This is a genomic window from Pseudomonas sp. rhizo66, from assembly GCF_031931925.1.
Taxonomy (GTDB): domain Bacteria; phylum Pseudomonadota; class Gammaproteobacteria; order Pseudomonadales; family Pseudomonadaceae; genus Aquipseudomonas.
On the sequence record NZ_JAUJWZ010000019.1, the window covers coordinates 111699 to 134065 of the forward strand.

Sequence of the window (22367 nt, forward strand, 5' to 3'; positions counted from 1 at the left end):
GATTTAAAGAGAAATTTCCTACGCACAGGCGATTCAACCTGCTGCACATCAACGCGCTCTCGGGTAATCCTGAGTCCATCGCTGGACATAACAAGAACGAATTCCCCTAGCAGGAGAGCAGTATGAAGCAGACGCAATACGTGGCCCGCGAGCCCGATGCGCAAGGTTTTATCGACTACCCCGCCGAAGAACACGCGGTGTGGAACACGCTGATCACTCGCCAGTTGAAAGTGATCGAAGGGCGTGCGTGCCAGGAGTACCTGGACGGTATCGAAAAACTCGGTCTGCCCCACGACCGCATTCCGCAACTGGGCGAGATCAACAAGGTGCTCGGCGAGACCACCGGATGGCAGGTCGCCCGCGTGCCGGCGCTGATCCCCTTCCAGACTTTTTTTGAACTGCTGGCCAGCAAGCAGTTTCCGGTGGCCACCTTCATTCGTACCCGCGAAGAACTGGACTACCTGCAAGAACCGGACATTTTCCACGAGATCTTTGGTCACTGCCCGCTGCTGACCAACCCGTGGTTCGCCGAATTCACCCACACCTACGGCAAACTCGGCTTGCAGGCCACCAAGGAAGAACGTGTTTATCTGGCGCGCCTGTACTGGATGACCATCGAGTTCGGCCTGGTCGACACCCCGCAAGGCAAACGCATCTATGGCGGCGGCATCCTGTCCTCACCAAAAGAAACCGTTTACTCGCTGTCGGACGAACCTGAGCATCAGGCGTTCGACCCGCTCGAAGCCATGCGCACGCCGTATCGCATCGACATCCTGCAACCGCTGTACTTTGTCCTGCCGAACCTCAAGCGTCTGTTCGACGTGGCCCATGAAGACATCATGGCCATGGTTCGCCAGGGTATGCAGCTGGGTCTGCACGCACCGAAATTTCCGCCGAAACCGAAAGCCGCGTGAACCGCGACTTTTGCTGACAATTGAGCCTGTCAGTCGCCGCCACTTTGGTTTAGCGTGACGGCATTGACGGCTCAAACGCTTTAATAAAAAAAACACACTCGATTTCAGGAATACACCATGTCGACTTTGAACCAAGCCCACTGCGAAGCCTGCCGCGCCGATGCGCCACAAGTCAGCGACGAAGAACTGCCGATCCTGATCAAGCAGATCCCTGACTGGAACATCGAAGTACGCGACAGCATCATGCAGCTGGAGAAAGTTTTCCTGTTCAAGAACTTCAAGCACGCGCTGGCATTCACCAATGCGGTCGGCGAGATCTCCGAGGCCGAAGGTCATCACCCGGGCCTGCTGACCGAGTGGGGCAAAGTCACCGTGACCTGGTGGAGCCACTCGATCAAAGGCCTGCACCGCAACGACTTCATCATGGCCGCGCGCACTGACGAAGTGGCCAAGACCGCAGAAGGACGCAAGTAATGCACTTCGACGCCATCGGCCGGGTTCCCGGCGACCCGATCCTCGGCTTGATGGAGGCGTATGCGCAGGACACCAACCCGCGCAAATTCGACCTGGGCGTTGGCGTCTACAAGGACGCCCAAGGCCTGACGCCAATCCCGGAGGCGGTGAAAATCGCCGAAGCGCGGCTGGTCGAAAGCCAGGACACCAAGACCTACATCGGTGGTCACGGCAACCCGCTGTTCGGCAAACTCATCAATGAGCTGGTGCTCGGCGCCGACTCCAAGCTGATCGCCGAACAACGCGCCGGCGCCACCCAGACGCCGGGCGGTACCGGTGCCCTGCGTCTGGCCGCCGACTTCATCGCCCAATGCCTGCCGGGCAAAGGCGTGTGGCTGAGCAATCCGACCTGGCCGATCCACGAAACGATTTTCGCCGCGGCCGGGGTCAAGGTCAGTCACTACCCGTACGTGGGCAGCGACAACCGCCTCGATGTCGAAGCCATGCTCGCCGTGCTCAATCAAGTGCCGAACGGTGACGTGGTGCTGCTGCACGCGTGCTGCCACAACCCGACCGGTTTTGACTTGAGCCATGACGACTGGCAGCGCGTGCTCGACGTAGTGCGCAGCCGCGACTTGTTGCCGCTGATCGACTTTGCCTACCAGGGTTTTGGCGACGGCCTGGAGCAGGATGCGTGGTCGACGCGGCTGTTCGCGACTGAGGTCCCAGAGCTGCTGATCACCAGTTCCTGCTCGAAGAACTTCGGCCTGTACCGCGACCGCACCGGTGCGCTGATCGTCTGCGCGAAAACCGCCGACAAGCTGATCGACATCCGCAGCCAACTGGCCAACATCGCCCGCAACCTGTGGTCGACACCGCCGGATCACGGCGCTGCGGTGGTCGCGACCATCCTCGCCGATCCCGAACTGAAAGCCCGTTGGGCCGATGAAGTGGAAGCCATGCGTTTGCGTATCGCGCAGTTGCGCAGCGGCCTGGTCGAAGCGCTGGAGCCGCACGGTTTGCGCGAACGCTTTGCGCACATTGGCGTGCAACGCGGGATGTTCTCTTACACCGGGCTGTCACCGGAGCAAGTGAAACAACTGCGTGAGCATCACAGCGTGTACATGGTCAGCTCCGGTCGGGCGAACGTCGCCGGCATCGACGCTACGCGCCTCGCCCTGCTGGCCGAAGCCATCGCCAGCGTCTGCAAATAGTCAAAGCACCGCAGTACCCCTGTAGGAGCTGCCGAAGGCTGCGATCTTTTGATCTTGTTTCTAAAGCAGGATCAAAAGATCGCAGCCTTCGGCAGCTCCTACATTTGTTTGTGGTGACCTTTGGGTTTTGCCCTCCCCTGCGGCCATCTGTCGCATTAATTTGAATTAAAAGTCTGATTGTCATTTTTCCTGCTGTATCCTGCGCAGGCTTTCAAGAAGCGCGGATCTACCAGATCTATCAACAGACTTAGCGAGGAGCGCAACCATGCACGAGATTCCTAATCTCCCCTTCCCAAGCCTGCACGTACCTGAGCAGACGACCACGCAACAAGCCGGTGCCCAACAGCCCGAGCCGAAAGAAGCCGTTGAAAGCCGTCCGGCCGACAACGAAGAGTAAGACCCGTCGTACAGACCGTGTGGAAAGCGCTAACATGCGCTTTCCACACTGCCTGAACCCCGAGCCTGCCATGACCGACGAATTCTCCGAAAGCCAAGCTGCCGTACTCATCGGCGCCACCGAGAAAATGATCGAGATCTGGAACCGCCTCTCCCCCGAGAAACAGGCCGCCCTGCTCGCCCGCTTCGGCAGCGAAGAAAATGCCCTCGCAGCGCTGGTCACCACGCAACTGGTTGCCCCCGCAAAACCCTGAAGCACTCACCCGGCAAATAGTTTTACTTTTCCCGCCCCAGATCCGTCCACGCCGGTATCATAAGCAGCCTATCTAATCTGCCGTTGCCGTGGATCGTTACCCATGTCGTCCTCTATGTCCGAGCCCCAGCGTCCCCTGGCGGTCACGCTGCAAGTCGTTTCCATCGTCCTCTTCACCTTTATCGGTTACCTGAACATCGGCATTCCGCTCGCGGTGCTGCCCGGTTATGTGCACAGTGATCTGGGCTTCGGCGCGGTGATCGCCGGCCTGGTGATCAGCGTGCAATACCTCGCCACCCTGCTCAGCCGCCCGTATGCCGGCAAGATCATCGACAATCAGGGCAGCAAACGGGCGGTGATGATTGGTCTGGCCGGGTGCGGCTTGAGCGGTGTGTTCATGCTGATTTCGGCGTGGACACCGAACCTGCCGATGCTCAGCCTGATCAGCCTGTTGATCGGTCGACTGGTGCTGGGCAGCGCTGAAAGCCTCGTGGGTTCCGGTTCGATTGGCTGGGGCATCGGCCGCGTTGGCGCGGCGAACACGGCCAAAGTGATTTCCTGGAACGGCATCGCCAGTTACGGCGCACTGGCGGTCGGCGCCCCGTTTGGCGTGTGGCTGGTCGGCCAGTTGGGGTTGTGGAGCATGGGCGTCAGCATCATCTTGCTAGCGGCGCTGGGCTTGCTGCTGGCGTGGCCAAAAACCGCCGCGCCGATTGTCGCCGGTGAACGTCTGCCGTTCATGCATGTACTTGGTCGCGTATTCCCGCACGGTTGTGGTCTGGCGTTAGGCTCGATCGGTTTCGGCACCATCGCCACCTTCATCACCCTGTATTACGCCACGCAGCATTGGGACAACGCCGTGCTGTGTCTGAGTCTGTTCGGTGCCAGTTTCATCGGCGCACGCCTGCTGTTCGGCAACCTGATCAACCGCCTCGGTGGCTTTCGTGTGGCGATTGCCTGCCTGTCGGTGGAAACCCTAGGTCTGCTGCTGTTATGGCTCGCGCCAGACGCACATTGGGCGCTGGCCGGTGCGGCGTTGAGCGGTTTCGGATTCTCGCTGGTGTTTCCGGCGCTGGGCGTGGAAGCGGTGAATCTGGTGCCAGCGTCAAGCCGTGGCGCAGCGGTTGGCGCCTATTCGCTGTTCATCGACTTGTCGCTGGGGATCACCGGGCCTTTGGCCGGGGCGATTGCGGCAGGCTTCGGTTTTGCTTCAATCTTCCTGTTCGCCGCTCTCGCTGCATTGAGCGGACTGGCCTTGAGTGTTTATCTGTACAAGCACACGGCCAAGTACCGCGAAGACTAAAAGTCCACTTTGCCGCGCCCGGCCTTGATACTGCCGCGCTTGGTTTTCGATTCGAGCCGGCGCTTCTTCGAGCCGAGGGTCGGCTTGGTCGGGCGGCGTTTCTTTTCGACTTTGGTCGCGCTGAGGATCAGCTCGACCAGACGCTCCAGCGCATCCGCGCGGTTGGCTTCCTGCGTGCGGTACTGCTGGGCCTTGATGATCAACACGCCATCGCTGGTGATGCGACTGTCGCGCAGCGCCAGCAGCCGCTCCTTGTAGAACTCGGGCAACGACGAGGCCGGAATATCGAAGCGCAGGTGCACGGCGCTGGAGACCTTGTTGACGTTCTGCCCTCCGGCGCCTTGCGCGCGGATGGCGGTCAGTTCGATCTCGGCATCCGGCAGATGCACGTTGTTGGAAATCACCAGCATGGAAAAGCATCCGTAATCAGAGCGCACAGGATACCGCGATTAACCGCAAAGCGACCTGCGGCCTGCGGGCGCAACTTCCCGCGCACTTATGTCGAGTGTCATTTCGAGCTACCATTGCGACCTTTGAATTTACCCGTTTAATGCAGGAAGCAGACTTATGAGCAACAAGGCAGTTATCGTTTTCAGTGGTGGCCAGGACTCTACGACCTGCCTGATCCATGCGCTGACTCACTACGATGAAGTGCACTGCATTACCTTTGATTATGGTCAGCGTCACCACGCGGAAATTGAAGTTGCCCAGCAACTTTGCAAACAGCTTGGCGTGACCGTACACAAGGTAATGGATGTTTCGCTGCTCAATGAACTGGCGATCAGCAGCCTGACCCGCGACAACATTCCGGTGCCGACGGTCAACAGCTCTGGAGAAAGCCTGCCGAGCACTTTCGTACCGGGAAGAAACATTCTGTTTTTGACCCTCGCCTCTATCTATGCGTATCAGGTTCAAGCCAGAACAGTTATTACCGGGGTTTGCGAAACCGACTTCTCGGGTTACCCGGATTGCCGGGATGAGTTCGTCAAGGCATTGAACAACGCGCTTGAACTGGGCATGGATTACACATTACGTCTGGAAACGCCACTGATGTGGCTGAACAAAGCGGAAACCTGGGCCCTGGCTGATTACCACAATCAACTGGACTTGATTCGCCATCAGACCCTGACTTGCTACAACGGTATCGCCGGCAGTGGTTGCGCCAATTGCGACGCGTGCAACCTTCGCGCAAAAGGACTCAACGAGTTCCTGGAGAACAAAGAGCAAGTGACCAACAGCTTGAAATTGAAACTCAAACTAAATTAAGGCACAAAAAAACGCTCGCCTGGACACCCAAGCGAGCGTTTCTGCTATTCAATCAAGCCTGACTCCCCGTCAGGTACTTCTTGAACAATGACCGCGCACCATAGGCGGGCATGATATTAAAGAAAGCAAAACCCACTTTGATCGCGATCTGCACATAGATCATGCTCAAAATCGCGCTGTTCTCCATCGTTCCATAGAATGCGATGTAGCAGAACAGAAAGCTGTCGATGATGACTGCAAACAACGTACTCAAGAACACGCGCAAGAACAGGAATCTGGAGTTGGTCAGTTCCTTGATCTTGCACAACAGATATGAATTGATGTTTTCGGACACCAGAAACGAAATCGAAGACGCTACCAGAACAGAAGACAATTGACTGATCACGTCATTGTAAGGTCCATCGAGCTTCCACCCCGGCAGCCCCGGCAAATGCGTGGTAATCGCCAATAGAATGATAATCGCCGCATTGCTGATGAACGCAAAGAGAATCGCCCTGCGTGCCAGCCGCAGACCAAAGGTCTCGTTCAACAGGTCAACGATCAGAAAGGTCAGCGGATAAAGAAAAGTTCCCGGGGTCACGACAATGTCAAAATAATCCAGGTAGATCGGCTTCGTCGCCGCAATACTGGTGAAGATATACAGCGTGAACAGCATCAGGTTCAGGATAATGTAGATCATCCAGGAACTCTCATGCCGATCGTTTATTTCGTAAGCCGTTAACGCCCCACCCTGGGAGTAGAATTTTTTGTAGAGGTTTTTCACTTCGACTTTATTCAGATTATCCATAATCTCACTATTCAACACTTCACTCAGTTTTATTTTAATTATCTTGCCTGTGGCGATCACCATGATAACGGCCAGGCTTTTTCCATTTTCGAACCCCAGCAATTTGTACTTGCTGTTTTCCATTTCAACACTGCAGTCCATTGAATCGTTCCTCGATTACATCCCCGATCAAACCTACACGCTCCGTATCAATGCTGCCCTCATGGCATATGGATAACTTCGCCGTTACTTTGTCATAAACCAGTTTTTCCCGATCGCTGTTCGACGCGCCTTTCTGTACGATCAACAAATCACCGGATTCATGCATGCCGCTGATTTCATTTTCCAGCAGCACGCCAATCAGATTAAAGGACGCACCGAAATAGTAAGTCAGTGGATAAATCGTCGCCAACTCACCAATTCTTTTATCCAGACTTTGCAGCAGCATACTTTCTTTAATCACCGGAACAGCCGCCGGATTCATATTCCCCTGCGGAGAAATACTACTTTCGATTGTTTCCTTCTCTTCAAAATCGATCGTCTCTATTTCTTCATAGGAAACGCCGAAGAAATCAGAAATCTTGCGCACAGTGGACTGTTGTACATTGACCACCTTGCCTTCAAGAATGTTGTAGATGGTGGTACGCGTCAAACCACTGGAGTGACACAAGGACAACTGCGTCTCCCCGCGACTCTTGATCAGGTATTTGATGTTGTTTTTCAGATTCTCCGATCTTTCTCTTCTGTGCATCACATGCTTGCCATCCATTTTTAACTGCAATCATTGTCACGTCCCGAATGATCATTCCGGACATACACAAGTGAGGTAGGAATTGCAGTTCTATCCCTGTCAGTGCCGCGCGAGATCATAGCACTCTCCCTCCTTGGGTTCGGTACAAAAAGTCCACTAAAAAACGCCGCCCTCGACAAGCCGGACGGGCATTTCAGCGCCCGTTTTGTCTGCTTGGTTCCTGAGGCGATCGACGCTGGCGCCTGAATACCCTCCTGGAACTTCTGCCGTTTTACACCCGAAGCGCCGGCAAAAAGAATCATTTTATTTGAAGAATGTTTAATTTTTTGATTAATTCGATGGCGTTCCCCACTGAAAAATCTATGATGCGTCGAGCTGGCCTCTCATCTTCGAACAAGAAAGAACCGAAAAACGGGGGGCCTGTACACGGTTAAGTTTTGCGCGCACCGCCGCCAGAACACGGATTCGCCGGTACAGATTCGGCAAGCAGGATGTTCGCATCACGCAAATCAGGGAAGTCGCGTTGCGGTTCGCAGCGCACAGTACACACGGAAGGAATCAAGCAATGGCAGTCACTACCGAACCGCTCCAGAACCAGGCTGACTTACTGCGACGCGGCCTGGCGGATCTGCGTGCAGAAGATGCCGAACTGGCGACCATTCTCGACGCCGAAGTCACGCGTCAACAGCACACGCTTTCACTCGTCTCCTCCTCTTGCGCAGTCCAGCCGCGAACGTTGCTGGCCTGCGCTTCCGTGCTGGTCAACGTGACGGCAGAGGGCATGTCCGGCAAGCGCTACAGCGCCGGGTGCGAGAACGTCGAGCGGGTCGAGTCGCTGGCCATCCGCCGGGCGCGGGAGCTGTTCGGCGCGCAATACGCCAACGTGCAGCCACACTCAGCGTCGAACGCCATATACCAAGTGCTTACCGCCCTCCTGGAGCCTGGCGATACCCTGTTGGGCATGGCGGTGGAACACGGTGGTCATCTGACGCATGGCAGCCTCGCCGCGTTTTCCGGCGCCTACTACAAGGCGATCCAGTACGGCACGACATCCGACGGTCTCATCGATTACGACAAGGTTCGCCTGCTTGCACTCGCCCATCGCCCACGCGTCATCCTCTGCGGCGCCACCGCCTATTCGCGAGTAGTGGACTTCAAGCGGTTTCGCGAAATTGCCGATGAAGCCGGGGCCATCGTGCTCGCCGACATTTCGCATATCGCCGGCCTTGTCGCCACCGGGCGACATCCGAGTCCGATCGACGCTGCACACGTCACCGTCACCTGCACGCACAAGCAACTCGCCGGGCCGCGGGGTGGCGTGATCCTCAGCGGTACTGATGCAAACACCAAGATTCCCGGTTTGCGGACTACTTTCAGTCGCCTGCTGGATCAAGCCGTTTACCCGCGAATGCAAGGCGCGCCCGCCGCCAACATGCTCGCAGCCAAAGCTGCAGCGCTGGGCTACGCGATGTCGGCAGAATTCGATGCCTGCATGGCGCAGATCCGCAGCACAGCGGATGAAATGGCCCGCGCATTCCAGGCACGGGACTATGAAGTGGTCGGCGGCTGCAGTGAAAACCATACGGTTCTGGTTCGCTTGCGTGGCGGCATCACGGGCGCCATCGCGGAAGCGGCGCTGGGGCACTGCGGGATCATCGTCAATAAACATCGCCTGCCCGGCGACCCACGTTCTGCACTTGTTACCAGCGGGCTGCGTATCGGTACGGGCGCTCTGGCGCAGCGCCGGGTCGATGTCCTCGGCAGCCGGCAGATAGTCGATTTGATTGGCCGGATTCTGGCTACTGTGGCACCGCTCGGCGAACAGGATTACACACTGGAACCCCTGCTCCTTGCGCAGTTTCGCTCAGAGGTCGAAACCTTGTGCAGGGACTATCCCGTCGCTGACTATCAATAGAGTCCCAGCATTTGCACCCATAAAAAACCCGGCACTCAGGCCGGGTTTTGGGTTTCTGTGGCAGCGCTTACTTGGCAGCACCAGCCGCGTGCACGGCCTGCTGCGCACCGCGCTTGTTCTTGATCACATAGCAGACCCACATGAACACCACCCACACCGGAATCGCGTACACCGAGATCTGAATGCCCGGGATCAGCAGCATCACGCCGAGGATGAACGCAACAAACGCCAGGCAGATGTAGTTGCCATATGGATACCACAGCGCTTTGAACAGCGGCGTCTGTTGGGTCTTGTTCATATGCTGGCGGAACTTGAAGTGCGAGAAGCTGATCATCGCCCAGTTGATTACCAGCGTTGCCACGACGAGGGACATCAACAGTTCCAGTGCATGTTGCGGCATCAGGTAGTTCAGCAGCACAGCCACCAGCGTTACCGCAGCGGAGGCAAGGATCGAACGCACCGGCACGCCGCGCTTGTCGATCTTCGCCAGACCTTTCGGCGCATCACCCTGCTCGGCCATGCCCAGCAGCATGCGGCTATTGCAGTAGGTGCCGCTGTTGTACACCGACAACGCGGCGGTCAGCACCACAAAGTTGAGGATGTGCGCGGCGGTGTTGCTGCCGAGCATCGAGAATACTTGCACGAACGGGCTGCCGCTGTACGAATCGCCGGACGCGTTGAGGGTTTCCAGCAGGCTGTCCCACGGGGTCAGCGACAGCAGGATGACCAGCGCACCGATGTAGAAAATCAGGATCCGGTAGATCACCTGGTTGATCGCTTTCGGGATCACGGTTTTCGGCTTGTCGGCTTCAGCGGCGGTGAAACCGAGCATTTCCAGACCGCCGAAGGAGAACATGATGATCGCCATGGCCATCACCAGACCGCTCACCCCGTTCGGGAAGAAACCACCGTGCGACCACAGGTTGCTTACCGAGGCTTGCGGGCCGCCGTTGCCGCTGACCAGCAGGTAGCTGCCGAGCGCAATCATGCCGACGATCGCCACAACCTTGATGATCGCGAACCAGAACTCGGCTTCACCGAAGACTTTGACGTTGGCCAGGTTGATCACATTGATCAGCACGAAGAAGGCTGCCGCAGAGACCCAGGTCGGAATGTCCGGCGCCCAGTAATGAATGTATTTGCCGACCGCCGTCAGCTCCGACATGCCCACCAGAATGTACAGAATCCAGCAGTTCCAGCCCGACAGGAAACCGGCAAAGCCGCCCCAGTACTTGTGCGCGAAATGGCTGAAGGAACCGGCCACCGGCTCTTCGACAATCATTTCGCCGAGCTGGCGCATGATCATGAAGGCGATGAAGCCGCAGATGGCGTAGCCGAGGATCATCGACGGGCCGGCGGATTTCAGCACCCCGGCCGAGCCGAGGAACAATCCGGTACCGATCGCGCCACCGAGGGCGATCAGTTGAATATGGCGATTTTTCAGGCCGCGTTTCAGCTCGCCTGATTGCGAGGGTTGTCCACTCATGAAAAAGGTCTCACGCAAGGTTTGATGATGTTCAGTAGACGTTGCTGCAAGGTTGCGATTTCAGGCAGCCCCGATCAAACCCCAGCGCAGGCACCAGGAGTTCAGCTTATTTACAACGGTCATGCGTCACCTGTTTGTTTTTATCTGTGACGAAATCGAACCCGAAACGCTTGTGGCGCCACGGAGTGAACAAGGCGGATAGCCTTGAGATTTGCGCGATTACGCAGAGGGTCACAGTTAAAACGCGGCGCATTGTACACCGCTAACCCCCTGCTGCCAGACCCCGCTGGATCAGCGTGGCGGTTGCCGGGATTGCGTGTGTCCGCCACGAGATGCTCGAGCGGCTGCAAAAATTGAGTCAGGCCTTTGCAGGCCATCGGCGTGGACGAGGAAAAAACCGTCCCACGGAGAGAGGTGAAGATCAGTCACGGCGTTCATTGCGCCTCCTTCTTGTTATGCACCTGCACGACAGGCATGGGGCGCATCTCACCTTGCAAACGCCGCTGAAACAAGCGCGCCAGAGCCTTGCCCCGCGCCCGGCGGACCGGGCTTCGGCAGCTTTTCCTTACAGCACTCGCCAAAGGACGAATTCACCCTGTATTAGGGGTTTTTTCGTAAACTTTTCTTTACGATACGTAACGCAAAGTTTCCGTTTCAGAAATTTCTGTCGGACGTCTGCAAATTGACGGTAGCTAGCTTGCTAACTAAAACCGTCACTTAGTTTTTTGTTTTTAAATAAGAAAAACCAAACAAAAAAACAGAACAAAAAGTCTATTTAAAAAATAAATGAATAATTTTTTGCATTACAAAAATCCGTGAACTAGGTTCTTCACGTCTTGCCGGCCACCTCGACCGGCCAGTCATAACCGTGAAAGTCATCTAGGAGATCGACCATGCAAGCACTGGAAAAAGACTTGGATACCGAACTGCAACTGGACGAATGGTTTGAAGCACCGACCCACGAGGCGGCCGTGGAAATGATGCAAGCCGACGCGGTGGTTCCGTTCGGCACGGCGATGTGGCCTCTGTAAGACATCTCCGGGCAGGCACGGTCCGGCCGGTCGTGCCTGCCACTCTTTCTTCACGGTCAGTCAGGGAGGACTCATGGATAAGCCCCGCGCGATCTCGCATTTCCTTTACTACCTCGAACACCACCCTGCCCTTGCCGGCCTCGACTCGGCGAAGGTATTGCTCGGCCACACGGCTGATTACCAAGCGCTGACCGGCGCCATCACCGAACAGGCGGACGATCATCCGCGTTTCCGGTTCAGCACCCGACGGCTGGACCTGGAAAGCACTGCAGCGCTGACCTCGGCGATCACCGACAGCGATCTGTACATTTTCTTCTACGACTCTTCCACCCTGCCCAACCCGCGCCCCGATGGCCCGGACTTCGTCCGTGCGCTGCAAGGCGTGATGGCGGAAAACTGGAAGAAGTCGCTGCTGTTCAAGGATTACGGCGATTATTTCTACGACACCTTCAGCGTCACCCCGCAGCGCATCGCCGGGCTCAACAGTCACCTGATCCAGCGCATGTCCCAGGCGACCACGCTGAGCTTCAAGGACGATGACGGCTCATGGTTCGAAACGCCGCTGAGCAGCATCAAGAAGTGGACCGACATCAACGGTGTCGGCAACTTCGACCTGGCCCCCGGCGAAATCGCCACCCACAGCGAAGCCATCAACGGACATGTGAAATTCAAGGGTACGTTCCTCAGCACCATCCCGTTTGCGCGCAAGTACGGCGTGCTGGAGTCGCCGCTGGAGTTGTGGATCGAAAACTCGACCATCAGCCGCATCGCCACTGAGGTGCCGGGGCTGGAGCATGATTTCAACAAATACCTGGACGCCAATCCTTCGAACCGGCGTATCGAAGAACTGGGGATTGGCACCAATGAAGGCGTGAAGGATTTGTATGCGCGCAATGCCGGGTTTGAAGAGCGGCATTGTGGCTTGCACCTTGGTTTGGGCGGTGGCGCCAAGGGCAGTCATCACCTGGACCTGATCTTTTCCGGCGGCGTTTTGGCGCTGGATGACAAGCCGGTGTTTGACGGGCGTTTTGTGTTCTAGGCGACTGCTCGCGAAGAGGCCGAATCAGTCGCTATATAACTTCTGCCAGACGAAAAAAAACGCCAACCCTGAGGTTGGCGTTTTTGCTTTGGCTTGAAGCTTGCCGCTAGAAGCTCACAGCTGCCTTATTCCGGCTTTTTGCGACCAAACCCCGGACGCTGACCGGAACCGGCCGGGGCGCCACGGCGCTTGCCCGACGGCTTGTCGCCATCAACCAGCTTGATCCCCGGACGCTTCGGCGCTGGCTTGGCCGGGCGCTTGTTGGTGGTGTCCGCCGGACGATCCGCCACTGGCGTACCGCGACCGGCAGGTGCACCGCGCTCGCCACGTTCGGTGCGACCGTTGGCCGGACGCGGAGCGCGCTCGCCGTCACGGGCGACCGGCTTGCGACCTGGACGCTCGCCTTCGATCTGCGGCTCGCGGCCTGGGCGTGGGCCGGTCGGTGCGCCAGCGGCTGGACGCAGCGTGCGTACGCGCTCGGTCTTGGCCATTGGTCGAGACGATTTACGCTGCATACGCTCAAGCTTGTCTTTGCTCTTGGCGTTGAGTTGCGGCATCGCCACCGGCGTCAGACCGACTTCAGCACTGAGGATGTCGACTTCGTACTGGCTCATTTCGCGCCAGCGGCCCATCGGCAGGTCGGAGTTGAGGAACACCGGGCCGAAACGCACGCGCTTCAGACGGCTGACCACCAGACCTTGCGATTCCCACAGACGACGAACCTCACGGTTACGACCTTCCATCACCACGCAGTGATACCAGTGGTTGAAGCCTTCGCCGCCCGGCGCCTGCTTGATGTCGGTGAACTTCGCCGGGCCGTCTTCCAGCACGACGCCGGCCTTCAGGCGCTCGATCATTTCGTCATCGACTTCACCGCGTACACGCACGGCGTACTCACGGTCCATCTCGTAGGACGGGTGCATCAAGCGGTTGGCCAGCTCACCGTCGGTGGTGAACATCAGCAGACCGGTGGTGTTGATGTCGAGACGACCGATGTTGATCCAGCGGCCCTCTTTCGGACGCGGCAGCTTGTCGAACACGGTCGGACGGCCTTCCGGGTCGTCACGGGTGCAGATCTCGCCATCGGGTTTGTTGTACATGATCACGCGGCGTACCGATTCGGCCGCCTCTTCGCGCTTGATCACCTTGCCATCAATGGTGATGGCGTCGTGCATGTCGACGCGCAGACCGAGGGTGGCGTCTTTGCCATTGACCTTGATCCGGCCCTGGCTGATCCAGGATTCCACGTCACGGCGCGAGCCGACGCCGATACGGGCGAGGACTTTCTGCAGCTTTTCGCCTGCTGGGCCGATTTCCTGGTCGTCTTTCTGAATGATGTCGCTCATCTGGGCACCTCCCGGTGTGGTCTGTTCAGGCGGCGCCTGAAGCATTGAAATCTGGGTTTTCGGGCGAAGGGATCGCCGAAGGGTCGCGAATCATACGCGGATGTGCGCCGTCGCGCATCAGAGACTAGCTGATCGATCGACAGTTATTTCTTTTTCCGCCGACCGGCACCACCGAGTTTGATCAGACGCAGCGCGGCTTCGGCCAGCACGGTGCGCTTGTCGTCCTTGTCGAGTTTCTTCCAGGCCTTGATCTCGCGCTTGCTGCGGCCGCAGCCGAGACAGATGTCGTCGGTGAATTTGCAGAGGCTGATGCACGGGTCTTTGGTTGAGCTCATGGGGTCTCCCTTGAAGATCAAAAGATCGCAGCCTTCGGCAGCTCCTACAGGGGCTATGTGCACAGCCAATCCTGTAGGAGCTGCCGCAGGCTGCGATCTTTTCGGCGCGCCTCAGTCGTCGAATTCGCGGCGTTCGGCTTCGATGGCTTCGGCCAAGGCGCGGGCTTCGGCTTCTTCTTCGCTCAGTTCCGGTTCCGGTGCGGACTGCTCCAAAGCGGCGACGGCAGCGAGGAGCTTTTCCCGAGCCTCGGCGACGCCAAGCACGTCCTCCTCCGGTTCGGCTTCAGGCTCGACCTCAAGTTCAACTTCAATCGCGGGCTCGGCGACCTCAGTCTCGGGCTCGGTTGTCGGCGCTTCGCTATCGGCAGCATCGCGCAGCAAATCGTCGAAATCGGTCTTGATCCCCTCTTCCATGCTGTCCAGCTCCAGCAGCAGGGAATGGAAACTGGTTTCTTCCTTCTCCTCCTCCGGCTCGGCGCTGGCATCGGCCAGTTCCTGCAAGCCCTGCGGCACCGGCGCGTCGTCGAAATCGAGCACCGGGTCGGCTTCCATTTCGCGCAGTTCGGCCAGCGGGGGCAGGTCTTCGAGGTTCTTCAGGTTGAAGTGATCGAGAAACGCCTTGGTGGTGGCAAACATCGCCGGTTTGCCCGGCACGTCGCGGTAACCAACGACGCGGATCCACTCACGTTCCAGCAAGGTTTTGACAATGTTGCTGTTCACCGCCACGCCACGCACATCTTCGATCTCGCCACGGGTGATCGGCTGGCGGTAGGCGATCAGCGCGATGGTTTCGAGCAAGGCACGGGAGTAACGCTGCGGGCGTTCTTCCCAGAGGCGGCCGACCCACGGCGAAAACTTCTCGCGGATCTGCAAGCGATAACCCGACGAGACCTCCTTGAGCTCAAACGCGCGGCCCTCGCAGGACTTGCCCAGCAGGGTCAGGGCTTTCTTGAAGACCGCCGGCTCGGGCCGCTCGCCTTCTTCGAACAGTTCAAACAGGCGCTCAAGGGATTGCGGCTTTCCCGAGGCCAACAGAAAGGCTTCAAGCAGGGGTGCCAGCTCGCGGGGTTCAGTCAGGTTCATGTTTCGACTCGTTATTCGGCTCGGGCTCGCACGTGGATCGCGGCGAACGGCTCATTCTGCACCAGCTCGACCAAGGATTCCTTGACCAGTTCAAGGATCGCCATAAAGGTCACCACCACACCCAGCCTGCCCTCTTCGGCCGTAAACAGCTCGACGAACGGCACAAAACCGCCGCCCTTGAGCCGTTCCAGCACATCGCTCATGCGTTCGCGGGTGGACAGTGCTTCGCGGCTGACCTGGTGGCTTTCAAACATATCGCCACGGCGCAGCACTTCGGCCATGCACATCAAAATCTCTTCCAGCGCGACATCCGGCAGCAACTTGCGCGCACGGGCTTCCGGGGCGTCGAGCTTGGGCACGATCACATCACGGCCGACCCGACTCAAACCGTCGATGCCTTCGGCGGCAGCCTTGAAGCGCTCGTATTCCTGCAAGCGGCGGATCAGTTCGGCGCGCGGGTCGTCTTCTTCGTCTTCGACAGTTTCAGCCCGGGGCAGGAGCATGCGCGACTTGATCTCGGCGAGCATCGCGGCCATCACCAGATACTCGGCGGCCAGTTCCAGACGCACCGACTGCATCAACTCGACATAGCCCATGTACTGGCGGGTGATTTCCGCCACCGGGATGTCGAGGATGTTGATGTTCTGTTTGCGGATCAGGTACAGCAGCAAGTCGAGCGGGCCCTCAAAGGCCTCAAGGAAGACTTCCAGGGCATCCGGCGGGATGTACAGGTCCAGCGGCATTTCCATGACCGCCTGGCCATAGACCATGGCAAACGGCAGTTCCTGCTGAGCGCCAGCCTGGGGATCGGCAACGGTTTCCACTGCGGACATTCAGGCCTCGACCATGAACGGCGTCGGATCGCCGCAACCGACGCGGACCACTTCCGGGTCGTCGCCGGTCAGGTCAATCACGGTGGAAGCTTTGATGCCGCCGAAACCGCCGTCGATGATCAAGTCCACCTGATGTTCGAGCAGTTGGCGCATTTCGTATGGGTCGCTGAGCGGGTCTTCATCGCCGGGCATGATCAGGGTCACGCTCATCAGCGGCTCGCCCAGTTCGGCCAGCAGCGCCAGCGCGATCGGATGGCTGGGTACGCGCAGACCGATGGTGCGCTTCTTCGGATGCAGCAACAGACGCGGCACTTCGCGGGTGGCGTTGAGAATGAAGGTGTATGGCCCCGGCAGGTGCGCCTTGAGAATGCGGAAGGTGCCGGTGTCGATCTTGGCGTAGTTGCCCAGTTGCGACAGGTCGCTGCAGATCAGCGCGAAGTTGTGCTTCTCATCGAGCTGACGCAGGCGTCGCACGCGCTCGATCGCGGTCTTGTCGCCGATTTGGCAACCGATCGCGTAGGAAGAGTCCGTGGGATAAATCACCACGCCGCCCTTGCGGATGATCTCGACGGCCTGTTTGATCAGGCGCGCTTGCGGGTTTTCCGGATGTATCTGGAAAAATTGACTCACATTCTCTACCTGTTCAGACGGCGGCAATAACTGTGTCATGTTTGAACCGACACCACAGGGGTGGAAGGTCCTCGGGAACCGGCCGGTACTGGCCGATTTCAGACCAGCCGCCAGGGCCATGGAAGTCACTGCCAGCGCTGACCAGCAGACCGAACTCACGGGCAAGGATCGCCAGGCTGCCCACCTGTTCTGCGGGCTGATGGCCATTGACCACCTCGATAGCATGCCCGCCTGCTTGAATATAGTCGGCAATCAGCTTTCGGCGCTTGCTGCGGGTGAAATCGTAGTGCCACGGATGCGCCAGGCTGACCCAGGCCCCGGCGGCGCGCAGTGTGCCAACGGTGTCTTCCAGCGTCGGCCAGTGCAACTTGACGTCACCCAGCTTGCCGGCGCCAAGCCACTTGCGGAATGCCTCGGCGCGATCCTTCACAAACCCTTCACGCACCATCCAGTCAGCGAAATGCGGGCGGGCCGGGGCATTGCCGCTATCGCCCAGTTCCTGCTGGACCTGCCGGGCGCCCTCGAGGGCACCGGGCATGCCCTTGAGGGCGAGCTTGCGGCTTATTTCTTCGGACCGCAGCCAGCGGCCATCGTGCAATTTGGCAATCGCTTCGACCAACGGTGCGGCGTTGACGTCGAAACCGTAGCCCAGCACATGAATGGTCGCGCCGCCCCAAGTGCAGGACAATTCGACGCCGTTGACCAGTTGCATGCCCAGTTCGTTGGCGGCCGTGCGCGCTTCGGCGAGGCCTTCGAGGGTGTCGTGGTCGGTCAACGCCAGGACTCGCACGCCGTTCTCGAACGCACGCGCAACCAGAACCGCAGGCGCCAAGGCGCCATCGGAGGCCGTGCTATGGCAGTGCAAATCAACATTCACGGGGAGTTGTAACCTCAAATCAGCTGGCGCTATCGCGCGCCCATATGTTTGTTATTATGCCGCCACATCCAGCTTCTGGCTCTCACTGTGAAACAATTCATCGATTTCATCCCGCTTCTGCTGTTCTTCATCGTTTACAAACTTGATCCACGGGTCGTCGACATCGCTGGCCATGAAGTGACTGTAGGCGGTATTTACAGCGCCACGGCGATGCTGATCATCAGTTCCCTGGTGGTGTACGGCGCGTTGTTCATCAAACAGCGCAAGCTGGAAAAGAGCCAATGGCTGACCCTGATCGCCTGCCTGGTGTTCGGCAGCCTGACGCTGGCCTTCCACAGCGAAACTTTCCTCAAGTGGAAAGCGCCGGTGGTCAACTGGCTGTTCGCCGTTGCTTTCATCGGCAGTCACTTCATCGGTGACCGCCTGCTGATCAAACGCATCATGGGCCACGCGCTGACCCTGCCGGATCCGGTCTGGACCCGTCTGAATATCGCCTGGATCGGCTTTTTCCTGTTCTGCGGGGCCGCCAACCTGTTCGTCGCCTTCACCTTCCAGAGCATCTGGGTCGACTTCAAGGTATTCGGCAGCCTGGGCATGACCGTATTGTTCCTGGTCGCACAGGGCATTTACCTGTCGCGTCACCTGCACGACGCCGATACCACAACACCAAAAACCGAGGACTGACATGCTCTACGCCATCATTGCCACCGACGTCGCCAACTCGCTGGAAGCGCGCCTCGCCGCGCGCCCGGCGCATCTGGAACGCCTGCAGGCGCTCAAGGGCGAAGGCCGCATCGTGTTGGCCGGTCCGCACCCGGCCGTCGACAGCAATGATCCGGGCGCAGCGGGTTTCACCGGCAGCCTGATCGTCGCCGAATTCGATTCCCTGAGCGCTGCGCAAGCATGGGCTGACGCCGATCCATACATTGCCGCTGGCGTTTACGCCAATGTGGTCGTGAAGCCGTTCAAGCAAGTCCTGCCGTAACGCTTTCCCCACGCGATGAACCTTCTCGGTTCATCGCGCTCTCAATCGCTCATTATTCTCGTTTGCCTGCCGACAACCTGCCCAATATCCATTTGGAAACAGGTGTCGCGATGCGCAAGGGTCCGTTGTGTCTGATGTTGGTCACGTTGTCGATCATGGCACCCGCCCATGGTGAGGAAACCACCGAAGGCGGCAGCTCCACGCCATTGTCATTAAGCGCCGGCAGCCAGATCACCGAGTTGCAGCAACGCCTCAAGGCCAGTGAGCAGCAGCGGGAAGAACTGAGCAAACAACTGCAAAATGCCGACAGCACACGCGAAAGCGCCCAGCTCGCCCGGTTGCGCCAGGAGAACCAGCGTCTCAAGCTGCAACTCAAGGAAGCCCAGGCCAGTCCGCTGCCGCGTCTGCTGACGGATCAACAGCAGTGGTTCGTCACCGGAGCCGGAGTAGCGCTATTGGCGCTGCTCTGCGGTATCTTTGCCAGTGGAGCAAGCCGAAAACGTCGGCAATGGCTAAATTGAGTGAGTCATGAGCGAGCTGTTACTGATTGATGATGACCAGGAGTTGTGCGAACTCCTGAGTAGCTGGCTGAGCCAGGAAGGCTTCCACGTACGTGCCTGCCACGATGGCCAGAGCGCCCGCAAGGCCTTGGCCGAAACGGCCCCGGCGGCAGTGGTGCTGGACGTGATGCTGCCCGATGGCAGCGGTCTGGAACTGCTCAAGCAACTGCGCAGCGATCACGCCGATCTGCCGGTGCTGATGCTCTCGGCCCGGGGTGAGCCGCTGGATCGCATCCTCGGTCTGGAACTGGGTGCCGACGATTATCTGGCCAAACCCTGTGACCCAAGGGAACTGACCGCACGCCTGCGCGCCGTACTGCGCCGCAGCCATCCGGCGGCCGTCTCGACGCAGCTGGAACTGGGTGACCTGAGTTTCAGCCCGGTGCGCGGCGTGGTCAGCATCGACGAGAAAGAACTGACCCTCACCGTTTCCGAAAGCCGCCTGCTCGAAGCCCTGCTCAAACAGCCGGGCGAGCCGCTGGACAAACAGGAACTGGCGCAAATTGCCCTCGGCCGCAAGCTGACCCTGTATGACCGCAGCCTCGACATGCACGTCAGCAACCTGCGCAGGAAGATCGGCCCGCACCCGGACGGCCGCCCGCGCATCGTCGCCCTGCGCAGCCGCGGTTACTTCTATAGCCTCTGAGCCGCGCCCATTCCCACTGTAGGAGCTGCCGAAGGCTGCGATCTTTTGATCTTGTTTTTAAAAGACAGATCAAAAGATCGCAGCCTTCGGCAGCTCCTACACAGGGCATGTGTAAGGTTGGACGCGAAGCGTCTTTACCCAAGCTTTACGCAGTGCTGACCGCCGCTGACCTTGATCTCCGTAATCTGTACTCATCCGGAACGTACCGGGAACGAGACAAGGAGATACACCATGCGCAAGACTCTTATCGCTCTGATGTTCGCTGCCGCTCTGCCAACCGTCGCCATGGCTATGCCGCAAGATGGCGGCCCGATGGGTGGCCCGCTTGACGGTCCACGCCACGGCGGTCAGATGCACGGCATGCACGGCAAAGGTCCGTACAGCCAACTCGACCTGTCCCGCGAACAACGCGAGCAGATCCGCAAGATCATGGGCGAGCAGATGCACGAGCGTAAGCAAGTGGTCGACAAGTACCTGGAAAAACTCTCGCCGGCTGACCAGAAAGCCATGAAGGACGAGATGGCGGCCAACCACAAGAAAGCCGAGACCGATGTCCGCGCGCTGCTGAAACCGGATCAACAGAAGAAATTCGACGAGATCCAGAAGAAACAGGCCGAACGTCGCGCCGAATGGGCGGAGTTCAAGGCGTGGAAAGCGCAACAGCCGCAAAAGGCGCAATAATGCAATAACCCCGGACCCGACGGTTAACCCCGTCGGGTCTATTTTTATCCGATCCCTGTAGGAGCTGCCGCAGGCTGCGATCTTTTGATCTTGATCTTGAAAACAGAGTCAAAAGATCGCAGCCTGCGGCAGCTCCTACAGAGGTTTTTGTTGTCCTGAGGATTTTCTGTGCGTTCATTGTTCTGGCGTATTCTCGCGAGCTTCTGGCTGGCCATCGCTCTGGTGGCCGGGCTGTCCATTCTGCTTGGGCACATGCTCAACCAGGACGCGTGGATCCTCAGTCGCCATCCGGGCCTCAACACCCTCGCCGGCGAATGGACGCAAACCTACGAAGCCCAGGGCGAAGAAGCGGCCCAGGACATCCTTGAACAGCGCAAACGCCAATATCACATCGACGTTCAGGTGCTGAACGAATCCGGCGACCCGGTAGTGCGTGGCACCTTCCCGCGCCGCGCCGCCGCATTCGAGGCTCGGCAGAACAACGATGACCGGCGTCTGCCATGGCGGCGCCTGACCGATGAGTTCACCAGCGAAAAAACCGGTGACACTTACCTGTTCATCTACCGCATCCCGCATCCGGAACTCGACGCCTGGCACCGTGAAAGCCTGCTCTGGCCGCTGAGCGCGCTGGGCATAGCGCTGGTGGTGCTGACCCTGTTCAGTCTGCTGGTGACTTTCTCGATCACCCGCCCGCTCAGCCGTTTGCGCGGCGCCGTGCACGATCTGGGGCAGACCACCTATCAGCAGAACAGCCTGGCGAAACTGGCCAACCGCCGCGACGAATTCGGCGTGCTGGCCACCGACTTCAACCGCATGGGCGCACGCCTGCAAAGCCTGATTGGCAGCCAGCGTCAGTTGCTGCGCGACGTCTCCCATGAATTGCGCTCACCGTTGGCACGGTTGCGCATTGCCTTGGCGTTGGCGGAACGGGCCAATCCTGAAGAACGGGAAAAACTCTGGCCACGGCTGACCCGCGAGTGTGATCGGCTGGAAGCGTTGATCAGTGAAATTCTGGTATTGGCGCGAGTCGATGCCGACAACGCCAGTGCCGAAGATGTGGATCTGAACGCGCTGCTCGGCACCTTGCAGAAGGACGCGAAACTGGGATCACCCGAGCAGATCGTGCGTCTTGATGCCGAACCGCAGCTGACTCTGAAGGGCTGGCCGACCATGATCGAGCGCGCCGTCGATAACCTGCTGCGCAATGCCCAGCGCTTCAACCCGGAAGGTCAGGCCATTGAAATGCAGGCCTCGCGTCAGGGTGAAAAAATTATTGTCAGCGTGCGCGACCATGGTCCGGGCGTGCAGGCCGAACATTTGAGCCAGTTGGGCGAGCCGTTTTACCGGGCACCGGGGCAGACAACGGCGGGACATGGTCTGGGCCTGGCGATCGCCCGGCGAGCGGCGGAGCGCCATGGTGGGAGCTTGACGCTGGCCAATCATCCGCAGGGCGGTTTTATTGCCAGTCTGGAATTGCCGTTGGTGCCGGGCGCGGTGGTGCAACCCTGAGAGCCGCCCTCCCCCCAGAAAAGCCCCTCACCCCAGCCCTCTCCCAGAGGGAGAGGGAGCCGACCGAGGTGTCTTGCGTCAGACATCGACCTGAA

General features: G+C 58.7%; 26 protein-coding genes. 16 read left to right on the plus strand and 10 right to left on the minus strand.

What is annotated here, in order from left to right:
- The first annotated feature begins 122 nt into the window (after positions 1 to 122).
- From phhA to QZR14_RS22020, 6 genes are all read left to right on the plus strand, one after another.
- Positions 123 to 914 (plus strand): phenylalanine 4-monooxygenase, encoded by a 792-nt coding sequence (gene phhA / locus QZR14_RS21995; RefSeq protein WP_007965510.1) that lies wholly within the window; start codon positions 123 to 125, stop codon positions 912 to 914.
- A 117-nt stretch (positions 915 to 1031) separates the two neighbouring features.
- Positions 1032 to 1388, plus strand: coding sequence for a 4a-hydroxytetrahydrobiopterin dehydratase (locus QZR14_RS22000; RefSeq protein WP_003222798.1), 357 nt, complete (start codon positions 1032 to 1034; stop codon positions 1386 to 1388).
- Entirely contained in the window at positions 1388 to 2581 is a 1194-nt protein-coding gene (locus QZR14_RS22005) for an amino acid aminotransferase (protein WP_311997739.1), read from the plus strand. Before QZR14_RS22000 ends, QZR14_RS22005 begins: the two co-directional genes overlap by 1 nt.
- A gap of 265 nt (positions 2582 to 2846) precedes the next feature.
- On the plus strand, positions 2847 to 2978 hold the full coding sequence (locus tag QZR14_RS22010; protein WP_008088845.1) for a hypothetical protein: 132 nt from the start codon (positions 2847 to 2849) through the stop codon (positions 2976 to 2978).
- 70 nt (positions 2979 to 3048) lie between these two features.
- A complete protein-coding gene (locus QZR14_RS22015; RefSeq protein ID WP_003222790.1) occupies positions 3049 to 3231 on the plus strand; it encodes a hypothetical protein in 183 nt (60 codons plus the stop codon).
- Positions 3232 to 3345: 114 nt separating this feature from the next.
- Positions 3346 to 4533 carry an MFS transporter gene (locus QZR14_RS22020; protein WP_274659318.1) on the plus strand — a complete coding sequence of 396 codons (1188 nt, stop codon included), beginning with the start codon at positions 3346 to 3348 and terminating at the stop codon, positions 4531 to 4533.
- On the opposite strand, the gene arfB is transcribed toward QZR14_RS22020, so the two are convergent.
- Complete coding sequence (arfB, locus tag QZR14_RS22025) at positions 4530 to 4943, minus strand: alternative ribosome rescue aminoacyl-tRNA hydrolase ArfB (RefSeq protein ID WP_095050152.1); 414 nt, start codon at positions 4941 to 4943, stop codon at positions 4530 to 4532. The genes QZR14_RS22020 and arfB overlap by 4 nt on opposite strands.
- Before the next feature lie 157 nt (positions 4944 to 5100).
- On the opposite strand from arfB, the gene queC reads away from it, so the two are divergent.
- Complete coding sequence (queC, locus tag QZR14_RS22030) at positions 5101 to 5799, plus strand: 7-cyano-7-deazaguanine synthase QueC (RefSeq protein WP_250603693.1); 699 nt, start codon at positions 5101 to 5103, stop codon at positions 5797 to 5799.
- Positions 5800 to 5851: 52 nt separating this feature from the next.
- Here queC and QZR14_RS22035 read toward each other — a convergent pair whose 3' ends face one another.
- Together QZR14_RS22035 and QZR14_RS22040 are read right to left on the minus strand one after the other, a co-directional pair.
- The gene (locus QZR14_RS22035) at positions 5852 to 6727 is read right to left on the minus strand and encodes a queuosine precursor transporter (protein WP_311997742.1); all 876 of its coding nucleotides are present in this window, start codon (positions 6725 to 6727) and stop codon (positions 5852 to 5854) included.
- On the minus strand, positions 6711 to 7316 hold the full coding sequence (locus QZR14_RS22040) for a helix-turn-helix transcriptional regulator (protein ID WP_311997754.1): 606 nt from the start codon (positions 7314 to 7316) through the stop codon (positions 6711 to 6713). Before QZR14_RS22040 ends, QZR14_RS22035 begins: the two co-directional genes overlap by 17 nt.
- A 565-nt stretch (positions 7317 to 7881) precedes the next feature.
- Here QZR14_RS22040 and glyA point away from each other — a divergent pair.
- A complete protein-coding gene (glyA, locus tag QZR14_RS22045) occupies positions 7882 to 9231 on the plus strand; it encodes a serine hydroxymethyltransferase (RefSeq protein WP_311997743.1) in 1350 nt (449 codons plus the stop codon).
- Positions 9232 to 9298: 67 nt separating this feature from the next.
- Here the strand turns inward: glyA and QZR14_RS22050 are convergent, their stop codons facing one another.
- Positions 9299 to 10717: an amino acid permease gene (locus QZR14_RS22050; protein WP_250603686.1), complete on the minus strand. Its 1419-nt coding sequence runs from the start codon at positions 10715 to 10717 to the stop codon at positions 9299 to 9301.
- A gap of 893 nt (positions 10718 to 11610) precedes the next feature.
- Here QZR14_RS22050 and QZR14_RS22055 point away from each other — a divergent pair.
- Positions 11611 to 11748 (plus strand): hypothetical protein, encoded by a 138-nt coding sequence (locus QZR14_RS22055; protein ID WP_003222780.1) that lies wholly within the window; start codon positions 11611 to 11613, stop codon positions 11746 to 11748.
- Positions 11749 to 11821: 73 nt separating this feature from the next.
- A complete protein-coding gene (locus tag QZR14_RS22060; protein WP_311997744.1) occupies positions 11822 to 12787 on the plus strand; it encodes a leucyl aminopeptidase in 966 nt (321 codons plus the stop codon).
- Between the two features lie 125 nt (positions 12788 to 12912).
- Here the strand turns inward: QZR14_RS22060 and rluB are convergent, their stop codons facing one another.
- From rluB to QZR14_RS22090, 6 genes are all read right to left on the minus strand, one after another.
- The gene (gene rluB, locus QZR14_RS22065) at positions 12913 to 14133 is read right to left on the minus strand and encodes a 23S rRNA pseudouridine(2605) synthase RluB (protein ID WP_095187821.1); all 1221 of its coding nucleotides are present in this window, start codon (positions 14131 to 14133) and stop codon (positions 12913 to 12915) included.
- 143 nt (positions 14134 to 14276) lie between these two features.
- A complete protein-coding gene (locus QZR14_RS22070; protein WP_007919669.1) occupies positions 14277 to 14468 on the minus strand; it encodes a DUF1289 domain-containing protein in 192 nt (63 codons plus the stop codon).
- 111 nt (positions 14469 to 14579) lie between these two features.
- Positions 14580 to 15551, minus strand: coding sequence for an SMC-Scp complex subunit ScpB (scpB, locus tag QZR14_RS22075; protein ID WP_311997745.1), 972 nt, complete (start codon positions 15549 to 15551; stop codon positions 14580 to 14582).
- Between the two features lie 11 nt (positions 15552 to 15562).
- On the minus strand, positions 15563 to 16261 hold the full coding sequence (locus tag QZR14_RS22080; protein ID WP_172828192.1) for a segregation and condensation protein A: 699 nt from the start codon (positions 16259 to 16261) through the stop codon (positions 15563 to 15565).
- A 123-nt stretch (positions 16262 to 16384) separates the two neighbouring features.
- Positions 16385 to 17014: an L-threonylcarbamoyladenylate synthase gene (locus QZR14_RS22085; protein WP_016771124.1), complete on the minus strand. Its 630-nt coding sequence runs from the start codon at positions 17012 to 17014 to the stop codon at positions 16385 to 16387.
- A gap of 13 nt (positions 17015 to 17027) precedes the next feature.
- Entirely contained in the window at positions 17028 to 17891 is an 864-nt protein-coding gene (locus tag QZR14_RS22090; protein WP_123452632.1) for a PHP domain-containing protein, read from the minus strand.
- Between the two features lie 87 nt (positions 17892 to 17978).
- Between QZR14_RS22090 and QZR14_RS22095 the strand changes: the two genes are divergently transcribed.
- The 6 genes from QZR14_RS22095 to QZR14_RS22120 all read left to right on the plus strand — a co-directional run bounded on the left by QZR14_RS22095 (position 17979) and on the right by QZR14_RS22120 (position 22272).
- A complete protein-coding gene (locus QZR14_RS22095) occupies positions 17979 to 18575 on the plus strand; it encodes a septation protein A (RefSeq protein WP_123452630.1) in 597 nt (198 codons plus the stop codon).
- A gap of 1 nt (position 18576) precedes the next feature.
- The gene (locus QZR14_RS22100; protein WP_007919677.1) at positions 18577 to 18876 is read left to right on the plus strand and encodes a YciI family protein; all 300 of its coding nucleotides are present in this window, start codon (positions 18577 to 18579) and stop codon (positions 18874 to 18876) included.
- 110 nt (positions 18877 to 18986) lie between these two features.
- A complete protein-coding gene (locus QZR14_RS22105; RefSeq protein WP_250603680.1) occupies positions 18987 to 19397 on the plus strand; it encodes a translation initiation factor 2 in 411 nt (136 codons plus the stop codon).
- A gap of 7 nt (positions 19398 to 19404) precedes the next feature.
- On the plus strand, positions 19405 to 20082 hold the full coding sequence (locus QZR14_RS22110) for a response regulator transcription factor (RefSeq protein ID WP_250603678.1): 678 nt from the start codon (positions 19405 to 19407) through the stop codon (positions 20080 to 20082).
- A 231-nt stretch (positions 20083 to 20313) separates the two neighbouring features.
- Entirely contained in the window at positions 20314 to 20763 is a 450-nt protein-coding gene (locus QZR14_RS22115; RefSeq protein ID WP_122600208.1) for a Spy/CpxP family protein refolding chaperone, read from the plus strand.
- 168 nt (positions 20764 to 20931) lie between these two features.
- Positions 20932 to 22272 (plus strand): sensor histidine kinase, encoded by a 1341-nt coding sequence (locus tag QZR14_RS22120; RefSeq protein ID WP_311997746.1) that lies wholly within the window; start codon positions 20932 to 20934, stop codon positions 22270 to 22272.
- Positions 22273 to 22367: the final 95 nt, after the last annotated feature.